This window comes from Rhizobium sp. BK289, from assembly GCF_014193575.1.
Classification (GTDB): domain Bacteria; phylum Pseudomonadota; class Alphaproteobacteria; order Rhizobiales; family Rhizobiaceae; genus Rhizobium; species Rhizobium tropici_C.
Genome location: NZ_JACHZO010000013.1, coordinates 47,250 through 66,546, shown reverse-complemented (window position 1 = coordinate 66,546; position 19,297 = coordinate 47,250). Strand labels below are relative to the sequence as shown.

Here is a 19,297-nt window from a genome sequence, read left to right as displayed (position 1 = left end):
AAGGTGAGGTGATCTCTGGATTTTTATTGTTTAGTGAGGAAGATTTTGGAATAGTGTACTATATAGCTTCATGCTGTCAGCCCTTTAGGCCATTACTACGACGTCTATTGCCTCCTGGACCAACCGGACGTTCGGGCATTTTTCGGTGCAGATGCATATCGCACTCACAAAGACCGGCGTTTCCCGAAGCTCAACAATCCCGATTAGCAGCAATCCGGCATTCAGCCTTGCTGACCCTGATACCTTCAGGCTTTACGAACGCGCGTATTAGCGGGCCGCGGCGCTTTATTACCACGATAGGCCCAATCCAAAAGAGATTCTCGCGCGTATCGCATCCAAATCGGAGCGCCTCCAGCGGTCCGCGTTTGCCGCAACTGCGGCTGAGCATCCTGCTATGTGTGACAGGCAGGGCTACCAGCCCGGCGAAGGACAAGCGGCTCGGATGGCGCAGGCGGCAGTTGTGCGATAGCGTCGGCAGGAGGACTATCTGCAACGGATTTCCCTTCCCCTTCAAATTTTCCCGAGAGGCGTTGAACGCCGCCATTATTGACGCTATATAGCGTCTACACTATTGGCACTCTGAAGATGGAGGTGGATCATGGGCATCGCTCAATATGCAGATGATGGGCTGTTCGCACCGCGCAAGATCGCGGATGCATTTCGCACGACCAGCGAAGAGATCGCCCGCACCGCCGGACTCGGAAAAGACGCAATTCAACGCAAGGATCGTATTCGTTCCGACAGAACGCAGCGCCGCTTACGCGAGATGATTGAGATCGTCAATAAGGTCGAACCGCGCTTCGGCTCGGCGCTGATGGCTTATGCCTGGTATCGCTCCGAGCCGCTGTCTGGCTTCTCTGGTCAGACGGCGATGCAACTGGTCCGCAACGGTCGCGCCGACGAGGTGCTCGATTATATTGACGCGGTCGACGCCGGCGTTCACGCATAGCCTCCGGCCGATGCAGTATCGAGGAAAGCTCTACCGGGCGCTCAACCCGATCTACGCCGGCGAGCCTCTGTCGGGACGCGGCGCGGAACTCTATGGCGGTCGCTTCAACCCGAAAGGCGTGCCCGCCCTCTATACGTCGCTGACAATCATGACGGCGCTGAAGGAAGCTAATCAGGTCGGAAATCTGCAACCGACGACGCTGGTTTCCTATGATGCCGATGTCGAACATGTGTTCGACTGCCGGGACGACGCAGCCCTTCGGGCGCAGGGCATGGATGCGGCGGCACTCGCCGATCCGACCTGGCGTGACCAGATGAAGGATTCGGGTGAGGCGAAAACACAAGCCTTCGCACGCCAGCTTGCTGCCGATGGCTGTTGCGGGCTGCTCGTGAAGAGCTTCGCACCCGCTGCAACGAATGACGATCTTAATCTCGTCCTCTGGACATGGGGCAGCACACCGCCTGGCCGCCTGATCCTGATCGACGACGAACACAGACTGTCCCGATAGTCTCACGCAGCATGCCATCTGTCTCGACGCGGAAAGGCGCACCGCAGATGACCACGCGACCGGCCTATCATTGCAGTGGTTTTGATGACCTATGCGGGGACTTTGCCATGGAAAGCAATGCAACAGAGCAAGCTCAATGAGTTGAGTCTTCCTTGTCTCGGCAACTCACCGTCGAGGACCTGTTACTGATGACGTTTCGGCTCCCTGCGACTCAATCGAAATAGCGTTCGCCTCCGGGCCGGAGATGATCTGCTGACCGCCAGGGCGCTTGTGGCGATGGGAATGGGAATTAGTTTTCTTCCCGGCTATCTTGCCCATTAGTTCAATCTCGCGCGGGTATGTCAGTACCGGAGCAATACTCCTCATGAGTGCTTCTGGGGAAAATTCACGCGGCATTGACACACGATAGGCAGGAAAGCGGGCGGTCTTGAGCTATAGGCGGTCGATCGCACCTCCCGTTCGGCTGTTTCCGCTTTCAAGAGCTGCGACAGGATCGGAACGGCAGCCTCGAACGCCGGCGATCCTTGCTCAGTCAGCTCGCCGACGGCTTGTGCCATGCCGTGCATCTTCAGTTGCCGCAGCATGATGACGATTGCACCGCTCGCTGGATTATGACGCATGGCCGGCCTCCGTCTTTCTCAGGGCATCGTATCGTTCGACATTGGCCTTTGGCTCGTTGACGAGCGTCAGGGCTTGCGGCGCATCGATCGTTGGCGGAATGAAGGATTTGCCGTCGACGAGACGGTGCAGCAGGTTCAGCACATGCGTCTTGGTTGGAACGCCGGACTTCAGCGCCATGTCACAGCTGAGAGCACTGCTTGTTCGTCGTGCTGGAGAACAAGCGCCAGGATATCGACCGTCTCCCTGTCTCCGCCTGGCTTCTTGAGCAGATATTGCTGCAAGGACTGTGTTTCGGCATGCAAATTTGCACGCCGATTGACAGTGGCGCTGGAGAAGAGCCAACGATCCTAGGAAGGCTTTGCAGCAGAACGTTGCTTTCTGTATTCTTCGACCGGTAGGCCGCCCCAGCCCCAGTTTTCAAGATCGACTTCCTCGATGACAACGAACGTTGAGGCCAGCGGCTTGTTCAGGACCTCGAGGAGGACGTTGCTGACGCCTGCAATGATCCGGGCCTTTTCCTCAACCGTCACCGAGTTCGCGCCGGGCGTATTGCCTTCTCGGGTGACCTGAATATTTACAATAGGCATCGGGAATTCCTTTCAGTTGGCCGGCTGGTTTAAAAGCCCAACTCCGACAGGTGATGTTCCAGGATGTCGACGTGTGCGTAGCCGGCCCCGACACGGGCTAGTCCTGCATCCTTTCTAACGAAGAGTGTCGGAAAACTGGTTACGACCATTGATCGTCCGCCTTTCGCAGGTGGACCCGGCGATTGGTTGCCGGATCCACTCCCAAAGCTCGTTCACCACCGACCGGCGTTCTGACCGCCGTCGACGTGGAGGATTTCACCGGTTACGAACCCGGCGTCTTCGAGGAACAGGACGGCGTTAACGATATCGCTGACTTCGCCCATGTGAGCCACGGGATGAAGACCGGAGAGGAACTCGTGCGTCTCGGGCGCATGCATCGGCGTCTTGATGATGCCCGGAGAGACCGCGTTCACGCGAACACCCGACTTCGCATACTCGAGGGCGAGGCCTTTGGTCACGGAGTTGAGACCACCCTTCGTGAGCGACGCCAACGCAGCAGGCACACCGTGTATCGGCTGATCGACCAGGCTGGTGGTGATCGAGACGATGTGCCCTGCACCCTGCTTCAGCATCTGACGCGCGGCGCGCTGTGTAATATGGAAGAACCCGGCGATGTTGACGCCGAAGTTGAGGTCGTAGTCCTCTTTAGTGAAGTCGACGAACGGCTTTGCCGTGAACACGCCGGCGTTATTGACCAGCGTATCAATCCGGCCGAAACGTTCCAGCGCTTCGCGCACCACACGCTCTGCGGTTTCTGGCTTCGCGATATCACCAGCGATGGCATGGACCCCGGAATCAGCGCCAGCTTTTACCGACCGGGACGTCGCAACGACGTTATAACCTTTTTCGCGGTAGCCCCGCACCAAACCCTCGCCGATGCCCTGTGACGCGCCGGTGATGATTGCAACTTTCTGAGTGCTCATGATGTGCATCCTTCTCATATCCACGGCCGTTTCTTTCGGTCGTGCAACGCCCTCGGCGTCGATGAATATGATTTAGATGTTCCCGCAGACCGGGAGAATTGCCACCATCAGGGTGACACTGTGCCGGTATGCGGCATAATCATGCCATTCCTTCAGCTTCCGAGGCAATGCGTCCTAATTCTGCCCTCAGCCGCGGAGCCGCGAAATCAACGAAAGCGCGCACCTTCGGGACCGTCATCCGGCCGGGAGGGGACAACAGATGGACGGGGAGAGGAGGAAGTTCATCGTCCGGCAAAACGATCTTGAGGCTTCCATCTTTGACCAGATGGGAGACGTGATACGAGTAAAGTCTCGTAAGACCTAGGCCGGCCGCAGCCGACGCCGCAGCCGCTCTCACGCTGTTTACAACGTATCTCGGCGTGAAATGAACCGACCTCGGAATAGAGGATCCTTTCGGGGGCGAAAAGCTCCACGATTCCAGTCCGAAATTGCTGAACGCGATGATGCTTTGCGCCGCTAGATCGGAAGGATCTTCGATGGCAGGCCCCCCAGCTAGATAATCTGGCGAGCCGACGACTACCCGCCGCACGTCGCCACCAATCCTGGTCGATATGTTCGACGAGTCCGGCAGATTGCCGATGCGCAGTGCGATATCGACGCCCTCATCCACAAGATTCACGAAGCGATCTAGCATTAGCAGCCTGACGGAAACTTTTTCGTGTAGGCGTAGAAAGTCGTCGAGGATCGGACGTAGAACCTCCTCCCCCAATATTGGTGGGGCGGAAATTGTCAGCGTACCCCGAGGAGAAGCTTGCTCGCCGACTGCGACAAGGTCAGCTTCTTCAAGATCGGAAAGAATTCGTCTGCAAACGACAATGTACCGCTGGCCCGCTTCACTCAAATGCAGACTGCGGGTCGTTCGATGCAGCAGCTCGGTTCCGACGTGCTGTTCGAGCATGCCAAGTGCACGGCTGATCGCTGTCGGTGAGCGCTTCAGCTTGCGGGCTGCTCCGGCGAGGCTGCCTTCATCTACGGCTGCAACGAAAACCTTCATTGCATCGATACGATCCATTCCTTACTCCGTGTTCTTCAGTTGCCATCCCCGGCCTGGGCATGATCGTGGGGTGAGCACCATTGTACGAATGGTATTGCCCACACGGTGCTGCAATGGAAGGCGTTTCTGTTGAACGCCACGGTGATGTCATTTCCGGTCAACGTTAAAGGAGAGCGACATAACCGCGAAGAAAAGTGATGTGACGAGAAGAGGCATACCGTGCGAGGCTGGCGCCTCAATCGAAATGTCGCATCAGGTTCGCAAAACCTCTCAGCTCTGCCTCACGCCAACGAGGCATAGCTTTCGCCATCTCCGTAAGTGTCAGTAGACGATCACGCAGTTCGAGCGAAGCTCTTAGCCCTCTATTCGCGATATCCGTGGGTATCGCTCGCCGGCTCGATCGAAAGCTTCTCATCAACTCGAACGTCGTCCGATCACGGCAATTCCAAAGTCTGGCTATCCGCTTCGGGGCCTGGAAATAGGGGGATTTGCGGCCTTTCCGACGCTTCAGCCAGGTGACAGAAAGCAATTGGAGTGGAAGCTATCCCCCGTGTTCAACAAGGGGACCATCATGACCACCACCAACGAAATTGCAGACAAAATCGCATCAGAGCACAGCCTCACCACGGCGCAGAGCAAGTCGATCGTCGAGGCTGTAATCGCATCCATCACCGCGGCCGCGGTAGCCGGCGCCGAGACGTCCATCCCGGGATTTGGCAAGTTTAAGATCAAGGATACGCCGGAACGCGAGGCCCGGAACCCAGGAACCGGAGCAACCATCAAAGTGGCCGCGGCAAGAAAGCTAACCTTTCAGCCCGCCAAAGCTCTGAAAGATGCGCTGAACAAGTGACGGGGATAACCTGCTAGAAAGCCTACTTGTGTTCGGCCTGCCAGCGAAGGTTTTGATGGCGGTCTGGTTTACGATCTTTCGCTCGGATCGGCGAGAAGGCTGGCGGGTGATGTCACGTTGTTGGTGGCTTAACTGTCGCTGACTAATCGGGCGCGATGAACGCATCGGCCATAAGCTACAAGAACCACCGTTTTCCACCGCAGATCATCGCCCATGCGGTGTGGCTTTATTTCCAGTTACCTCTAAGCCTGCGGCTGGTCGAGGAAATGCTGTTGGAGCGCGGGATCGTCGTGTCCTATGAAACGATCCGGCGCTGGGGCCGCAAATTTGGTGCAGCCTACATAAAGCAGCTACGCAGAAAACGTCCGTCGCGAAAGGATATCTGGCATCTGGATGAGGTGGTGATCGCCATCGGCGGACGGAAGCACTGGCTTTGGCGAGCGGTCGACCAGGACGGATACGTTCTCGACGAAATGGTTCAGGCGCGCCGCGATACAAAGGCTGCCAAGCGATTACTGGTCAGGCTGCTGAAGAAGCAAGGCCTCGCGCCGAAGCGGATCATCATCGACAAACGCGCTCATATGGAGCGGCAAAGCGGTGCGTGATGCCTGCCGTTGAACATCGATCGCACAAAAGGCTGAACAACCGCGCGGAAAATTCACATCTGCCTCTGCGAAAACGAGAACGGGTGATGCAAGGCTTTCGATCCGCCGGCGGATTGCAACATTTCATCTCGGTCTTCTCAGCAATCAGAAACCACTTCATCCCGCCGCACCAGAAGCACTCCGCGCTTGCAAATCACCTCCATCGTATCCGTGCAATGGCGCAGTGGAAGACTGCGACCGGCGCGGCAGCTTGATTTCAACCGTAAGCCCTTCGCCTGGCTTCAGCCAAACAACGTGACATCACCCGTCCGACAGATGAGGCAGTTCTGCGAGTTGGGTGCGATTAGAAGTGGAGGCCCACATCATGACACAAACGAAGTCATCTATGAAAGTGAAGATGGTCGGTATGACAAGCAAGCTCAAGAACGTCGAGGTGAGCAAACCGCCAATTACGACGATTGCCATTGGTTGTCGAAAACTGGAATCTCCGCCGGTCAGGCTCAAAGCGACCGGCAACATGCCAGCACCCATCGCGATTGTTGTCATGACGATTGGCCGGGCACGCTTATGGCAGGCATCGACCAGCGCATCAAAGCGCGCCATGCCCTGTCGTCGGGACATGATCGCATATTCGACAAGGAGAATGGAGTTTTTGGACACCACCCCCATCAGCAATATCAGCCCGATAATCGCAGGCATCGAAAAGCTCGTACCCGTGATGGCTAAGGGAGCCAATGCTCCCCCGAGTGCAAGCGGAAGCGCCATCAGGATCGTGACAGGCTGGAAGAAATCATGGAAGAGGAGCACGAGGACGGCATAGATGCAGAAGACGCCGATTCCCATGGCGGTGCAAAAGCTTTCGAACAGCTCCGAACTGCGCTGAAGTTCCCCCTGCTCCACCTGGTAAACGCCTTGCGGCAAATGCTGAAGTGCGGGGAGAGCCTGCGCTTCCTTGTTCACATCACCGAGAATGCGTCCATTAAGTTCTATGGATAGTGTAATGTTTCGAGCGCGATCGATCCGGTCGATTTCGGATGGGCTGCCTCCGATCGCGATCGCCGCGATGCTTCCCAAAGCCACCTTGCCGTTTGTGCCGGCAACCTGGATCTGCGATATGGCGTCGACATTCCTGCGAAATTGCGGATCGAAGCGGACTCGGATGGCAATCTGTCGCTGCGGCAGATTGAGCTTGGCCAAGTCGTTCGAGTAGTCGCCATTGGTCGAAATGCGCACCGCCTCCGCGATCGATTCAGATGTCACACCCAGTACGGCAGCCTTGGCGAAATCGGGCCTTATCTGGATTTCAGGCGCTTGAAGGGAGGCGCTCGATGTCACGGCTCCAATACCCTTCAGCCCTCGAAGCTGTTCTTCAAGCGCACTTGCCGCCTGTTCCAGGGCATTGGAATCGTCACTTGCGAGCGTCAGCTCTAACTTCGTGCCATTGCCTCCGGTGCCAACTTCCACGCGCACGCCAGGCAGCACGGAAAGCGCGTGCCGAATATCATCTTCTATTGCGGATTGCTTCCGCTCCCGCTGGCCAATGTCCTTGAGGTTCACGACCAGAGTAGCCTTTGTCACATCCGTTGTCGTTGTCGAATCCAGTCCGCTGCCGCTTGTAGAGCTCCCCACGGCGCTGAAGACCCGCGTGATATTGGGCAGTTTCGAAATAATCTCGCTCGCCCGTTTAGATACGGCATCAGTTTCATCCAGCGTGCTGCCAGGCTGAAGCGTCAGACTGACTTGCGTCTGCGCGTCGTCGGAAGCGGGAAAGAAGCCTGTTCGCATGAACGGAATGGTCGACAGGGACAGGATCAGCAGTATCCCGGTAACGAGCAGCGTCAATCCGCGATGATTGAGGCAGATTTTCACCGTCGCGATGTAACCCCGCATGATCGGGCCGTCACCTTTCGCAACGTGGTGGGGTTTCATCAAATAAGCCGCCATCATCGGCGTCAGGAAACGGGCGACGAGCAACGACGCCAATACCGCCACGGAAGCGGTCACCCCGAATTGCCGAAAGATCAGACCCGGAATTCCGCCCATGAACGCCGTCGGTAGGAATACGGCGACCAGGGTAAAGGTCGTTGCGATGACTGCCAGTCCGATTTCGTCGGCCGCTTCAAGGGCCGCATTCATGGGCGACTTGCCCATCTGAAGATGACGGGCGATGTTTTCCACCTCGACAATCGCGTCATCCACAAGAATGCCAACAACGAGTGACAGTGCGAGAAGCGTTACCGTATTGAGGCTATAATCGGCCAGATGCATGACCAGGAATGTCGGTATGATGGAGAGCGGGAGAGCAATTGCCGAAAGGCACGTCGCACGAAAGTCACGCAAAAATATCCAGACGACGATAACCGCAAGAATGGCGCCTTCATAAAGCATATGCATCGAGCCGTCGTAGTTCTCGATGACGGGATTTACCGTTGTATAGGCCTGGACAATCTCAACTTCCGGCTGCTTCGACGCAAACTCCTTCATCTTTGCCTGGATGTCATCGGCAACAGCCGTATCGGAAAAGCCGTTTGAACGCTTGATCTCGACAGCGACCACACGATCCCCATCGAGATAGGCAAGGGAGGATCGGTCTTCGAAGCTGTCGGTGACCTTGCCTATTTCGTCCAGGCGTACGCTTTGGCCATTTGATAACGGAATCGCCAATTTCGATAGATCTTCGACCGAAGGAACCGCGCCGAGGGTCCGCACGGTTTGACGCGCGGAACCGATATCGCCACGACCGCCGGACTTGTCCGATTGAACGGATTTCACGCGCGACGAAATATCCGAGGCGGTAATGCCGAGGGATCTCATGAGATTGGGATTGAGGTCGATCTGAACCTCGCGGTCCACGCCGCCTAGCCGGTCAACTTCTCCCACGCCGCCGACGGAGAGCAATGCCTTCGTCATGTCGTTGTCGACAAACCAGGAAAGCTCTGTCTCATTCAATTGCTTGGAGCGAACCGCATAGGTGAGGAGAACGGAAGATTGCACCGTCATCTTGGAGACGGTTGGCGAGTCCATTTCAGACGGAAGATCGCTCTTGGCGCTATCGACGGCATTCCGCACCTCGTTCAACGCTTCTTCGCTGTTCTTCTCGAGCTTGAAGGAGACGCTGATCGATACAGATCCGTCGGTAATCGTCGTCGTGATGTGATCGAGAAGGCTGAGGGAGGCGAGCTTGTCCTCGATTTTACGCGCGACTTCAGTCTCGAGCTGGGTTGGCGCAGCACCTTCAAGCGACGCCGAGATTTTGACGGTCGGCAGATCCATGTCCGGAAAATTCTGGACATGGAGCTTCGAAAAGGCGAGCAAGCCGCAAACCGTCAACAACACGAACAGCAATACGGCGGGCACGGGGTTGCGAATTGACCAGGCGGAAATGTTCATTCTGCCGTCCCTTCGACATTGACGAGCGCACCTTCCGAGAGGAAGGCCCCGCCAGATCGCACAAGCGTCTCATCGCCCGAGAGACCGGCGGTGATCTCGACATGGTTCTCTTCGCGGCGACCGACATCGACGCGGGTCCGGTGTACCCGGTGCGCTTGGTCGACTGTAAAGACATAATTGATACCGTCTCTGAAAACCAAAGTGGCTTCCGGCACGGTCAACGCTCTTTTCATACCGATCTCTATGTTCCCGGAAACATAGAGACCGACGCGGGGCTGAGGCTCTTTCGGCAATTCCACATAGACGATCGAACGCCCTGTATCGCTGCTGACGGTCGGCGCGACAAGTTTGACCATACCCTGAAACGTCTGTCCGTTCGATCCCTTGATTTCCACGCTCTGGCCCTGCTTCACTTGCAGGAGATATTGAGCCGACACTTCAGCCTGCCATTCGATACGTTGCTGACGAATAAGGCGAAAGAGTTCCGTGCCGGTCGAGACGACCGCACCTAGCGAGGCCGATCGCGAGGTGATGATGCCATCGTCGACAGCGAGAATGGAGGTCTGCGCAAGTTTTATTCGCTCGCTCTCGAGCGCAGCCTGTTCGGATTCGAGATCCGCCTTGGCTGTCTGCTCCGTAGTCAGGTATTCGACTTTCTTTTGGTCGGACAATGCACCCGAGCCTCCGATTTGTCGTGCGCGATCCGCGTCGACTTTCGCCTTTGCCAGATCCGCCTCCTTTGTCGCAACGGCTGCCTCCTCCTTGCGCAGATCGGCCAGCACGGTGTCCTGGTTCAGCCGGACGAGAAGGTCGCCCTTTTTGACGACGGACCCGACATCGACAAGGACTTCTGTGATCCGCAAACCACTCGTTTCGGATTCAATTACGGCTTCGTGCCAAGGCTTCAACCATCCGCTCGCTGGGACAGTCTCAGGCCAATCCCGGGTCGAAGGCTTGACGGCGGCGACGGTCAGTGCCGCGGCTCCTTGGCTCTGCCCCTGTTCTTCCGCGGCGACATGAGGTGCTCCAGCCATGCATGTCGATATGATTGCAAATGAAGCTCCGCACGCGAGACGCTTTAGGCGGTCGCGGAGATGTGCATGTCTCTGATAGGTCTTAAAAAAAATAGTCATGGGGTGGATTGCTTTACCTGAAAGTGCGGAGCTTCGTGCAAATCGCTGACGGCCGGACGGGAGATATCGATCGGACCAGTCCACCCGCCTCCGAGCGCTTTGTTGAGCGAGACATAATAGGTAGCGATATCGGCCTTGGCCTCGATGAGATTTGTTTGGGCGGAATACAAGGACCGGTCGGCATCCAACACGTCGAACAAATCACCTTCGCCGGCGATTTGCAGCTGTTTGGAAAGCTTGGCGGCCGCGCGATAGCCCTCGACGGACTTTGCCAAATCCGCCGAACGCGCCCTTGATCGATTAAAGGAAACGATGGCGTTCTGAACATCTTCCATGGCGGAAAGTACGGCGGACTGATAGGAGAAGAGATATTGATCCCGCTGCGCCTTGGCGACGTCAACAGCCGCCTTCAACTGGCCGCCTTGAAAGATTGGGATCGTAAGTGAAGGTCCGAACGACCATCCGATGGTGGATTTCTTACCGAAATCGGAGATGCTCGCGGCGGAAGAATCGATGGAGCCGGTAAGCTTCACCGACGGATAACGATTGGCTTCCGCCTCGCCGATCTTTGCCGTAGCCTGCGCCAATTCGCGTTCTGCCTTGCGCACGTCGGGGCGGATATTCAAAATGTCGGCGGGTATTCCCACGGATATTTTCGCCGGCGGAAGTGGGAGCCTTTGCCTTTTGCCAAGGGCGGTCTCAAGCAGCAATGGCGACTTGCCAAGCAAGACTCCCAGCCGATTGACTGACTTGGCATAGGAAATTTCGTAGGAGGGAATATCGGCGCGGGTGGAAGCCGCTTGCGCTTCGGCCTTGGTCACATCGACCAAGGAGGTACTCCCGGCCCCATATTGCGTACGCGTCAGCGCAGCCGTTTGGCTCTGCGATTTTGCCGAATCTTTAGCGAGTTCCCCTAGCTGCTGATATTCGCGCGCCTGAACGTAGTAGGTAGCGACATCCCCAATCAGGGTGACCAGTGTATCGCGCAGGTCCTCTTCCGCAGCATCGACGCCGTATTTTGCAGCCTCCGCCGTACGCTTGTTGCCGCCAAACAGGTCAAGCTCCCAGCTGGCATCGAAACCTGGTTCATAGTCGTTGTAGATGGTGGCGGGCGTGCTACCGGATGCGGCCGTGCGGTTGCGTGTCGCGGAAGCCGTGCCTTCGATCGTCGGAAGCAGTGCGCCAATCTGTTCGCGATAGGTCGCACGAGCCTCCCGTATCTTCGCCTTTGCCGTGGCGACGTCGAGATTGGCGGCGACGGCTTGAGCTATGAAATCATCCAGGATGGGATCTTTCATTTGCTTCCACCATTCCGCAAGCGCCGGCGGCTTGTCGGAATTGTCTCGCGCCTTAGCGTGCCAGCTCGCTGGCATGGAGAGGCTTGGCTTCTGGTAGTCCGGGCCGACGACACAACTGCTGAGCGCGCCAGCCAAAAGAAGTGGAGCGCTAAACTGGTGCATCTTCCTTCTTATGGTTGAGCTTCGGCACCTGTCGCATGTTGTAGCCGCAAGCGTGCTTCTGCGAGACTCGCCGTCGCGATCTGATGCCGCTTCCCATATAGGCATGGTATAAGGAGACCGCGAATGGGATTCAGTTGTTTCAGTCAAGACGAGGCTCCAGGGCAAATTGCCGACGGACCTCTGATAGCGGCTGTGATGTTAAGAGACGTTAAGGAAGTGTAAAGTTGTGTAAAACTTCTTCCGATCGACGTTGTTGGGTGTATTCGTGCCAACACAGTGCACACGGAACCCGAGATGGCGAAAGTACTTTTGATCGATGACGACACCGAGCTAACGACCCTTCTCAGCGAATATCTTGTGGAGGAGGGTTTTCAGGTTGAGACGTCGGAAGATGCCCGTGTTGGCATAGCTGGTGCCGCCGACCAATCGGTGGATATCATTGTTCTCGACGTGATGATGCCGCGAATGAACGGTATAGACGCTCTGCAACGCATCCGTCGGCTAGGCAACGTGCCCGTTTTGATGTTGACAGCAAAGGGAGACGACATCGACCGGATTTCTGGGCTCAACCTTGGCGCGGATGACTATGTGGCAAAGCCATGTTCTCCCGGTGAATTGGTTGCTCGCATTCGCGCCATTCTCAGGCGAGCAGGAAGCAGGCTCGGTGACGAGAATATTCTTCAGGTCGGCGACCTAGCCTTATATCCGACTAGTCGAACCGCCCAATGGCAAGGCAAGCCGCTGGAACTAACGGGTGCCGAGTTCAATATACTCGAAGTATTGGCACGCAACGCCGGGCAGTTGGTACCAAAACAAGAAATCTCTCGGCGCGCATTCGGCCGCCCCCTCACACCATTTGATCGTCGCATCGACGTTCACATCAGCAGCGTCCGCCAAAAGCTCGGCAGCCGAGATGACGGCACGTCGTGGATTCACTCCATACGTGGCCAGGGATATCAGCTAGTGCAGGGGCTCTGATGCGAAAGTTGTTTTGGAGAATTTTCGCGATCGTATGGTTCACGACGGCAATATCGATCGTGGTGCTGTTTGCGATCAGCTATGTCTTCAGATTGTTGCCGCCCACCGAGGAACTGCGCGAAGAACGGACATCATTCGCGCTCGATACGGGGGCAAGGCTGCTGGCGACGGGCGGGATTGATGTGGCAGAACAATTCCTGTCCGTTGTTGCACAGACATCCCCACCTGTTCACCTGAAACTGAAGGCCATCGGCGCGCCCGTGGAATGCGCCATCAAGGCAACGGACAGATTTGAAAGACGGGTGGTCAATGCAGACCATTGCTATCAAATGAACGCTGAGGTACCGGAAATCGGCTTTCTGTCACGCAATTTGCCGAAGCTCATTCCCTGGACTTCGGCGATGTTTGCTGCCGCATTCGCAGCCTATTGGCTGGCCCAATATCTAACACGGCCGGTGGAGCAGTTGAGGAGCGGATTGCGTGCGCTGGCGCAGGGCCAGTTCGACAAAAGGATCGGCAACAAAATCGATCGAAAGAGGGACGAGATTGCGGCGCTTGCTCATGATTTTGATATCACCGCCGCGCGACTGCAAGAGTTTCAGGATGTCCAGCAGCGCCTCTTTCACGACGTCTCACATGAACTCCGCTCCCCTCTTTCTCGACTGCAGGCCGCAATCGGCCTTCTAAGCAAAAATCCCAATCGGCTGCATGCGATGACCGAACGTCTCGAACGGGAAATCGCAAGAATGGATGATCTCGTTGGCGAGATCCTGACCCTCGCCAGGCTGACAGCAACGGAGAGCCAGCCACTTGAGCGGCAGATCCTGGATGTGGTCGACCTCATTCGCGAGATCGCCGATGATTGCGCGTTTGAAAGCGCTCCGCGCAACATATCCCTATTCTATGAGGGAGCCGAGTCCTGCGTGACATCCGTCAATGGCGAGCTCATCTATAGAGCGATAGAAAACGTCGTGCGAAACGCCGTCAAATATTCTCCATCAGATACCCAGGTGCTCATCCGCACCAAGAGAGAAGACCAAGTCTTCATAATCACCGTAAGCGATCAAGGCCCTGGTATCCCCCAGGAGATTCTCGACGCAGTCTTTCAGCCATTCCGACGCGGAAACGATCTGTTGGCGGGTGCCGGCGGTTTTGGTTTAGGATTGGCTATAACAAAACATGCCTTTGCACGCCATGGGGGCCAGGTGCGTGCCGAACTTCCTGCGGAGGGAGGGCTGCTTATACGAATGATCCTACCTGTTTGAGCCACCCATTGGAGCGTGCACTACACTACCGTCTATCTCTTTGCTCTTGATGGGCGCAAACCTCTGACCCCGTCATTCTTCCGCAGTAGCTGAAGAGATCATAACAAATACCGCAATTCGCATTCGCCCAATCGACAACAAGACATGCGGTGGCCATTAAACCGAGCTTACGACGCCATAACGAAATAGACTCTGGGCCGTATCGATGATGGTTTCCTCCTTGGGTCGAGGACGCCATCCCAGCACTCGCATAGCCTTCTCGCTGGTGCTCCGGCGAACGGGCGCGCTTGCTACCTTTTCCATCTCCGGTGTTTGCACTATCGAAGCGAGTTCGCCCAGCTTTTCCTTGATAATCTTCGCGACATCGAACAGCGTGACAACATCGCCGCTTACCCCGATAAAGCGCTGGCCCTTTGCCGCATCAGCCGTCATCGCAAGGATGTGGAGGTCCGCCAGATCACGGACATCTACCATGCCGAAGCTCAAGCCAGGCAGGGGCGGAGCGCCTTCGAGCAGCTGTTTGATGAAGGCGATCGATGCAGAGATATCCGGCCCCAGAACCGGCCCGAAAATGCCCACTGGGTTGACCACCGACATTTCCAGAGAGCTGCCTTCCCTGGCGATGAAGTCCCAGGCGGCCCGCTCGGCAAGGACCTTGGATTTGATATAGGGCTGCACATCTGGTCCGTTCGGGTCCGTCCAATCCTCCTCGTCAAAGATCCTGTCGTAGTTGGTGTGGCCGTAGCCGATGGCTGCAAAGGAAGACGTCAATACGACACGCTTCACGCCTGCGTCTCTGGCGGCGCGCAAAACGCGCAACGTACCGTCACGCGCCGGAACGATCAATTCTTCCTCGTTCTCGGGCGCTTGCTGTGGAAATGGCGAAGCCACGTGGAGCACATAGTCGCAACCAGCAACGGCAGCCGGCCAGCCATGGTCATTGGTCAGATCCGCCAAGCTGAAGGAAAGCTCCTTGCCGACCTGCAGGCCAGCATTGTGCACCATTTCTCGAACTTCGGCTTCACGCCCGGCGCTGCGTATTGTCGTACGAACCTCATGGCCTTCCTTCAGAAGCTTTGCGACGACGTGGCTGCCGACAAAACCCGAACCACCCGTAACCAATATCTTGCTCATAATGTCACTCTGATTGTTTGCTTTACTGCAACATCGAGCTGTTATATGAGATTATCAAGTAGGATGGATTTTCGGACCCAGTATGAAAAATCAGACCATTGAGCCGCGTGTCTACGACGAAGACGAATGCGCGGGATGCACTGGCCCGGAGGCGATCGATATCCTGCGCTTCCAGCGCGCCATTCGTGCGATTACCGGCAAGTGGAAGATCGAAATCGTCTGCATCCTGGTCGAAGGGCCGCTCCGGTTCGGCGAATTGCGCCGACGGCTACCGGGGGTGACTCAGCATATGCTGACCGAGCAGCTGCGCGACCTCGCTAACAACGGCATCGTGATCCGCAATGCCTTCGCGGAGATTCCGCCTCGCGTCGAGTACGAGCTCTCGCAGGCCGGGATCGACCTGATGCCGATGCTTCGCGAGATGCGTGACTGGATGCTCAAATATGAGCATCAATTGACGGCCCCCTGACCGACCCCCCGGCAAAACGCTGGTGGTTGGAGAGTCGCAGCTGACCTTTATTCGTCGAAGGGGGCGTTCAGGACGAGATCCACTACCGAGGGAGCCTTGTAGCCCTGAACGAAACGTTCGCCGAAATCGCGTGCGAAGTTGTCATATGTCGTCTCCGCATTCCGCTCGACGATACAGCAAAAGCACTTCGTCATCTTTGAATTCATTTCGAGCCTGGGGAACTCCGAAACGATCCTGGCCATGTCGGCAGAGGAAAGAGCGCTGTAGCGCCAACCGATGACATCGAGGCCGATCCCCGCAGTGCAGAGCGCAACCTCCGGCTCTTTGTACAGACCGATCGAAGGCGTCGAGTTGAGAGCGACGCTATCCCAGATCAATTGCGCGCGACGACCATCGACACCGCTGTCGCAAATGTTCGCGCAAGATCCGCCCCTTCTACCTCGAAACGGCGGGGTCCGGCGAACCTTTCGTTCAACGTAATGTCGTGCAGCAGTGTCCCGACGGCAACGACTTCTGCATCGTGTTCGATGCTATCGATCTGGCCAAGCCGGACCGCGAATAACCAGGAAAACGGACCACGTGGTTGAGCAGATAGGGCTCGCAGTTTTTACGCGCGTAGTCGATCGCCTTGTTTACGAGCGGTGTGTCGGGAACGGTACCCCGGCAAGCATTCGACTGGCAGATTCGGTCATGATCAACTCCGGTGCTTGCTGAATGGGCCGCCCCTGGGTGACGGGCGGCGGCTGCAGATTACTTCTGATCCGGGATCGTCAGCACCTTCTCGTCAGTATTGACGACGAACACCGCCAGCAGTTTCGACGGCTCCTTGTCACTGGCATTTGCACTGACGCCGTGATGGTCTCCCGGCAATTCCGTGAAGCTTTCGCCAGCCTTGAAGGTCCGAACTGGGCCTCCGTTGATCTGGCTCTTCACGGCACCTTCCAGGACCGTCGCATAGATGATCGCCGACTTCGCATGCGTGTGTGCCGGAGAGTAGCCGCCGGGACCATATTCAACCAGGACGCCCCGAATGCTCTTACCGGGAACATCTGGAAGCGCATGCTCATAGACGAGCGTGACCTTCGCGTTCTCGGCCCCCGGCACGTTGTCGGCAAATGCCGGGGCGGCGTGAGCGGAAGCCAGGAGCAACGGGAGAAGATAGTATTTCATGGGATATCCTTGAAGATTGGAAACATCAGGTGGATCGGTGGCCGCGCAGCCAGCCGTCGAGTGAGATGCGACCGATTCTCGCTTCGCCAAGCGGCACCAATGATGTCTGCACGACCGTGCCGCCGAAATATCGCGCTTGCGGGTCGCTCACAACGCGCCGGCCGTCGCCGATCGCCTCGAGATAGCGCGCGACGATCCGGTCGAAGGGCGCACGGTCAGGACCTGCGATGTCGAAATACTCGCCGCGCGGCGTCCCGATAGCGGTTTCTGCTACGATAGCTGCCACATCGTCCGCGGCAATCGGCTGGAACAGACCCTCGGGTAGACGGACGGTTCCATCGACGACGCTGGTATCGGCGATGGCGCCGAGGAATTCCATGAACTGGGTGGCGCGCACGATGCTGAAGGGGACGCCCGAGCTTTCGACAAGCTTCTCCTGCGCCACCTTGGCCTGGAAATAAGCGTTGTCAGGCATGCGGTCCGTGCCGACGATCGACAGAGCCACATGATGGCGCACACCGGCCGCACGTTCGGCGGCGAGCAGATTCCGGCCTGAGGTCTCGAAGAAGGCGAGCACCGCTTTCGGTTCGAACGAGGGCGAGTTGGCAACATCGACTACCACTTCGGCGCCGGCAAGGGCTTCCGAAAGCCCTTCGCCAGTAAGCGTGTTGACGCCGGTGCTGGGCGAGGCGGCGAGCACTTCGTGACCTGCATCTCGCAGCAGGGTGACGGTGCGCGACCCGATTAGTCCGCTGCCGCCGATAACGACGATTTTCATGAACATGTCTCCATTGGAATGCGGGCGGAGAGCCGGCGTCCGGGACGCCGGCCTCCACTGACTCAGCCCTTCACGAAGGTCAGGAGATCGGGATTCACCACATCGGCATGGGTCGTGCACATGCCGTGGGGGAACTTCTCGTAGACCTTCAGCGTGCTGTTCTTCAGCAGCTTTGCCGATAGAAGCGCGGAGTCCGCGATCGGCACGATCTGATCGTCGTCACCGTGCATAACCAGCGTCGGTACGGTGATGATCTTCAGGTCTTCCGTGAAATCGGTCTCGGAGAAGGCTTTGATCCCGTCATAATGCGCCTTGGCGCCGCCCATCATGCCCTGTCGCCACCAATTGTTGATGACGGCCTGGATCGGCTGCGCGCCGGGCCGGTTATAGCTGTAGAAAGGACCCGACGGCAGATCTATATAGAATTTGGAACGGTTATCGGCCAGCGCCCTGCGCAGTCCGTCGAACACCTCGATCGGCAAGCCACTGGGATTGGTTGCCGTTTTCACCATGATTGGGGGAACCGCACCGATAATAATCAGCTTGGCAACTCTGCCTTGCGGCTGCCCGTGCTTGGCCACGTAATGCGTCGCTTCACCGCCACCGGTGGAATGGCCTATATGCACGACATTTTTAAGATCAAGATGCTCGACAACCGCTGCTGCGTCGGCGGCATAACGATCCATATCATGACCTTCGCTCGCCTGTGCCGAGCGCCCATGCCCTCGCCGATCATGAGCAACGACGCGATAGCCGTGTTGCAGGAAGAACAGCATCTGCGTGTCCCAGTCGTCAGATGACAACGGCCAGCCATGGTGGAACATGATGGGCTGGGCGGTCTTCGGACCCCAGTCCTTGTAGAAGATCTCAACGCCATCGCGTGTGGTGACGGTGGCCATGCTTTGGTCCCTTTCGAAGGTTGGCCCTTGGGCTGTGTTTGACTGCGCTACGACCGGCCAGCTTGGAAGCAACGCGAGCGCCGCCGCACCAAGCCCCAGGCCAAGCATCTCGCGACGGCCGCGGTCGGCCGGTTGATATAAGTTTGTGTCTGTCATCAATCGTCCCCCGGTCTTCGTTTGTGACTGAATGACTGTTGTCCATTCGGCTCGCTTCGAGGGTGGGACGATCTGTTGCCTCAAACGAGTGCGTACCCAGGATCCGGCAGTCACCAACGGCCGTTTTCTGATATGCCTACAAATCCTACCAGCAAAATTGGAAGTTTTATCGAATATGATTTGATCAGGTTGCGCCAGTTCTAGGACAAAGTGCCACTCTATAAATCGATCTATTGTTGAACATGCCCGCCCCCGATGCGTTGATCTGCATCTTTAGGTATTTGCCGCAAAGCAGCAAGTAGGATGAATTTCATGACCTAGTCTGAAGAACCAGACCATCGGCAACGCATGCCCGTGGTCTCACCGGT

Annotated in this window: 17 protein-coding genes and 3 pseudogenes; 7 read left to right on the top strand and 13 right to left on the bottom strand. The window is 57.0% G+C overall.

Translation table 11 applies throughout. The features are described 5' to 3' along the window. The first annotated feature begins 598 nt into the window (after positions 1-598). Together FHT84_RS22980 and FHT84_RS22975 are read left to right on the top strand one after the other, a co-directional pair. Positions 599-949 (top strand): antitoxin Xre/MbcA/ParS toxin-binding domain-containing protein, encoded by a 351-nt coding sequence (locus FHT84_RS22980; protein WP_112345404.1) that lies wholly within the window; start codon positions 599-601, stop codon positions 947-949. 10 nt (positions 950-959) lie between these two features. Further along, positions 960-1,457 carry an RES family NAD+ phosphorylase gene (locus FHT84_RS22975; RefSeq protein WP_112345409.1) on the top strand — a complete coding sequence of 166 codons (498 nt, stop codon included), beginning with the start codon at positions 960-962 and terminating at the stop codon, positions 1,455-1,457. Positions 1,458-1,859: 402 nt separating this feature from the next. Here the strand turns inward: FHT84_RS22975 and FHT84_RS22970 are convergent. The 5 genes and pseudogenes from FHT84_RS22970 to FHT84_RS22950 all read right to left on the bottom strand — a co-directional run. After that, positions 1,860-2,077: pseudogene (locus FHT84_RS22970) on the bottom strand (ATP-binding protein); the annotation flags it as partial. Beyond that, a pseudogene (locus tag FHT84_RS22965) lies at positions 2,067-2,359 on the bottom strand (IS21 family transposase); the annotation flags it as partial. The pseudogenes FHT84_RS22970 and FHT84_RS22965, both read right to left, overlap by 11 nt. A gap of 66 nt (positions 2,360-2,425) precedes the next feature. Beyond that, a complete protein-coding gene (locus FHT84_RS22960; RefSeq protein WP_112345403.1) occupies positions 2,426-2,665 on the bottom strand; it encodes a 4-oxalocrotonate tautomerase family protein in 240 nt (79 codons plus the stop codon). Between the two features lie 212 nt (positions 2,666-2,877). Next, positions 2,878-3,591, bottom strand: coding sequence for an SDR family oxidoreductase (locus tag FHT84_RS22955; protein WP_183764387.1), 714 nt, complete (start codon positions 3,589-3,591; stop codon positions 2,878-2,880). A gap of 136 nt (positions 3,592-3,727) precedes the next feature. Further along, the gene (locus FHT84_RS22950; protein WP_183764318.1) at positions 3,728-4,660 is read right to left on the bottom strand and encodes a LysR family transcriptional regulator; all 933 of its coding nucleotides are present in this window, start codon (positions 4,658-4,660) and stop codon (positions 3,728-3,730) included. A 553-nt stretch (positions 4,661-5,213) separates the two neighbouring features. Between FHT84_RS22950 and FHT84_RS22945 the strand changes: the two genes are divergently transcribed. Together FHT84_RS22945 and FHT84_RS22940 are read left to right on the top strand one after the other, a co-directional pair. Further along, complete coding sequence (locus FHT84_RS22945; protein ID WP_183764321.1) at positions 5,214-5,492, top strand: HU family DNA-binding protein; 279 nt, start codon at positions 5,214-5,216, stop codon at positions 5,490-5,492. Positions 5,493-5,637: 145 nt separating this feature from the next. Beyond that, positions 5,638-6,351, top strand: a pseudogene (locus tag FHT84_RS22940) (IS6 family transposase). Between the two features lie 46 nt (positions 6,352-6,397). On the opposite strand, the gene FHT84_RS22935 reads toward FHT84_RS22940, so the two are convergent. The 3 genes from FHT84_RS22935 to FHT84_RS22925 all read right to left on the bottom strand — a co-directional run bounded on the left by FHT84_RS22935 (position 6,398) and on the right by FHT84_RS22925 (position 12,245). Continuing rightward, positions 6,398-9,487, bottom strand: a complete 3,090-nt coding sequence (locus FHT84_RS22935; RefSeq protein ID WP_183764324.1) for an efflux RND transporter permease subunit — start codon at positions 9,485-9,487, stop codon at positions 6,398-6,400. Then, entirely contained in the window at positions 9,484-10,521 is a 1,038-nt protein-coding gene (locus FHT84_RS22930; protein WP_183764327.1) for an efflux RND transporter periplasmic adaptor subunit, read from the bottom strand. The genes FHT84_RS22935 and FHT84_RS22930 overlap by 4 nt, the downstream gene beginning before the upstream one ends. A 95-nt stretch (positions 10,522-10,616) precedes the next feature. Beyond that, the gene (locus FHT84_RS22925; RefSeq protein WP_348647373.1) at positions 10,617-12,245 is read right to left on the bottom strand and encodes an efflux transporter outer membrane subunit; all 1,629 of its coding nucleotides are present in this window, start codon (positions 12,243-12,245) and stop codon (positions 10,617-10,619) included. A 129-nt stretch (positions 12,246-12,374) separates the two neighbouring features. Between FHT84_RS22925 and FHT84_RS22920 the strand changes: the two genes are divergently transcribed. Both FHT84_RS22920 and FHT84_RS22915 read left to right on the top strand, forming a co-directional pair. Continuing rightward, positions 12,375-13,058, top strand: coding sequence for a response regulator transcription factor (locus tag FHT84_RS22920; RefSeq protein ID WP_183764330.1), 684 nt, complete (start codon positions 12,375-12,377; stop codon positions 13,056-13,058). After that, positions 13,058-14,323: a HAMP domain-containing sensor histidine kinase gene (locus FHT84_RS22915; protein WP_183764333.1), complete on the top strand. Its 1,266-nt coding sequence runs from the start codon at positions 13,058-13,060 to the stop codon at positions 14,321-14,323. The genes FHT84_RS22920 and FHT84_RS22915 overlap by 1 nt, the downstream gene beginning before the upstream one ends. A 156-nt stretch (positions 14,324-14,479) precedes the next feature. On the opposite strand, the gene FHT84_RS22910 is transcribed toward FHT84_RS22915, so the two are convergent. Beyond that, positions 14,480-15,457, bottom strand: a complete 978-nt coding sequence (locus tag FHT84_RS22910) for an aldehyde reductase (RefSeq protein WP_183764336.1) — start codon at positions 15,455-15,457, stop codon at positions 14,480-14,482. Between the two features lie 82 nt (positions 15,458-15,539). Between FHT84_RS22910 and FHT84_RS22905 the strand changes: the two genes are divergently transcribed. Further along, the gene (locus FHT84_RS22905) at positions 15,540-15,926 is read left to right on the top strand and encodes a helix-turn-helix domain-containing protein (RefSeq protein ID WP_112345395.1); all 387 of its coding nucleotides are present in this window, start codon (positions 15,540-15,542) and stop codon (positions 15,924-15,926) included. Between the two features lie 47 nt (positions 15,927-15,973). On the opposite strand, the gene FHT84_RS31520 is transcribed toward FHT84_RS22905, so the two are convergent. The 4 genes from FHT84_RS31520 to FHT84_RS22885 all read right to left on the bottom strand — a co-directional run bounded on the left by FHT84_RS31520 (position 15,974) and on the right by FHT84_RS22885 (position 18,773). Continuing rightward, complete coding sequence (locus FHT84_RS31520; RefSeq protein ID WP_246698604.1) at positions 15,974-16,303, bottom strand: hypothetical protein; 330 nt, start codon at positions 16,301-16,303, stop codon at positions 15,974-15,976. A 373-nt stretch (positions 16,304-16,676) separates the two neighbouring features. Beyond that, positions 16,677-17,096, bottom strand: a complete 420-nt coding sequence (locus tag FHT84_RS22895) for a cupin domain-containing protein (protein WP_183764339.1) — start codon at positions 17,094-17,096, stop codon at positions 16,677-16,679. Positions 17,097-17,121: 25 nt separating this feature from the next. Further along, a complete protein-coding gene (locus FHT84_RS22890) occupies positions 17,122-17,874 on the bottom strand; it encodes an SDR family oxidoreductase (RefSeq protein WP_183764342.1) in 753 nt (250 codons plus the stop codon). A gap of 62 nt (positions 17,875-17,936) precedes the next feature. Further along, positions 17,937-18,773, bottom strand: a complete 837-nt coding sequence (locus FHT84_RS22885) for an alpha/beta hydrolase (protein ID WP_112345393.1) — start codon at positions 18,771-18,773, stop codon at positions 17,937-17,939. Between the last annotated feature and the right edge of the window lie 524 nt (positions 18,774-19,297).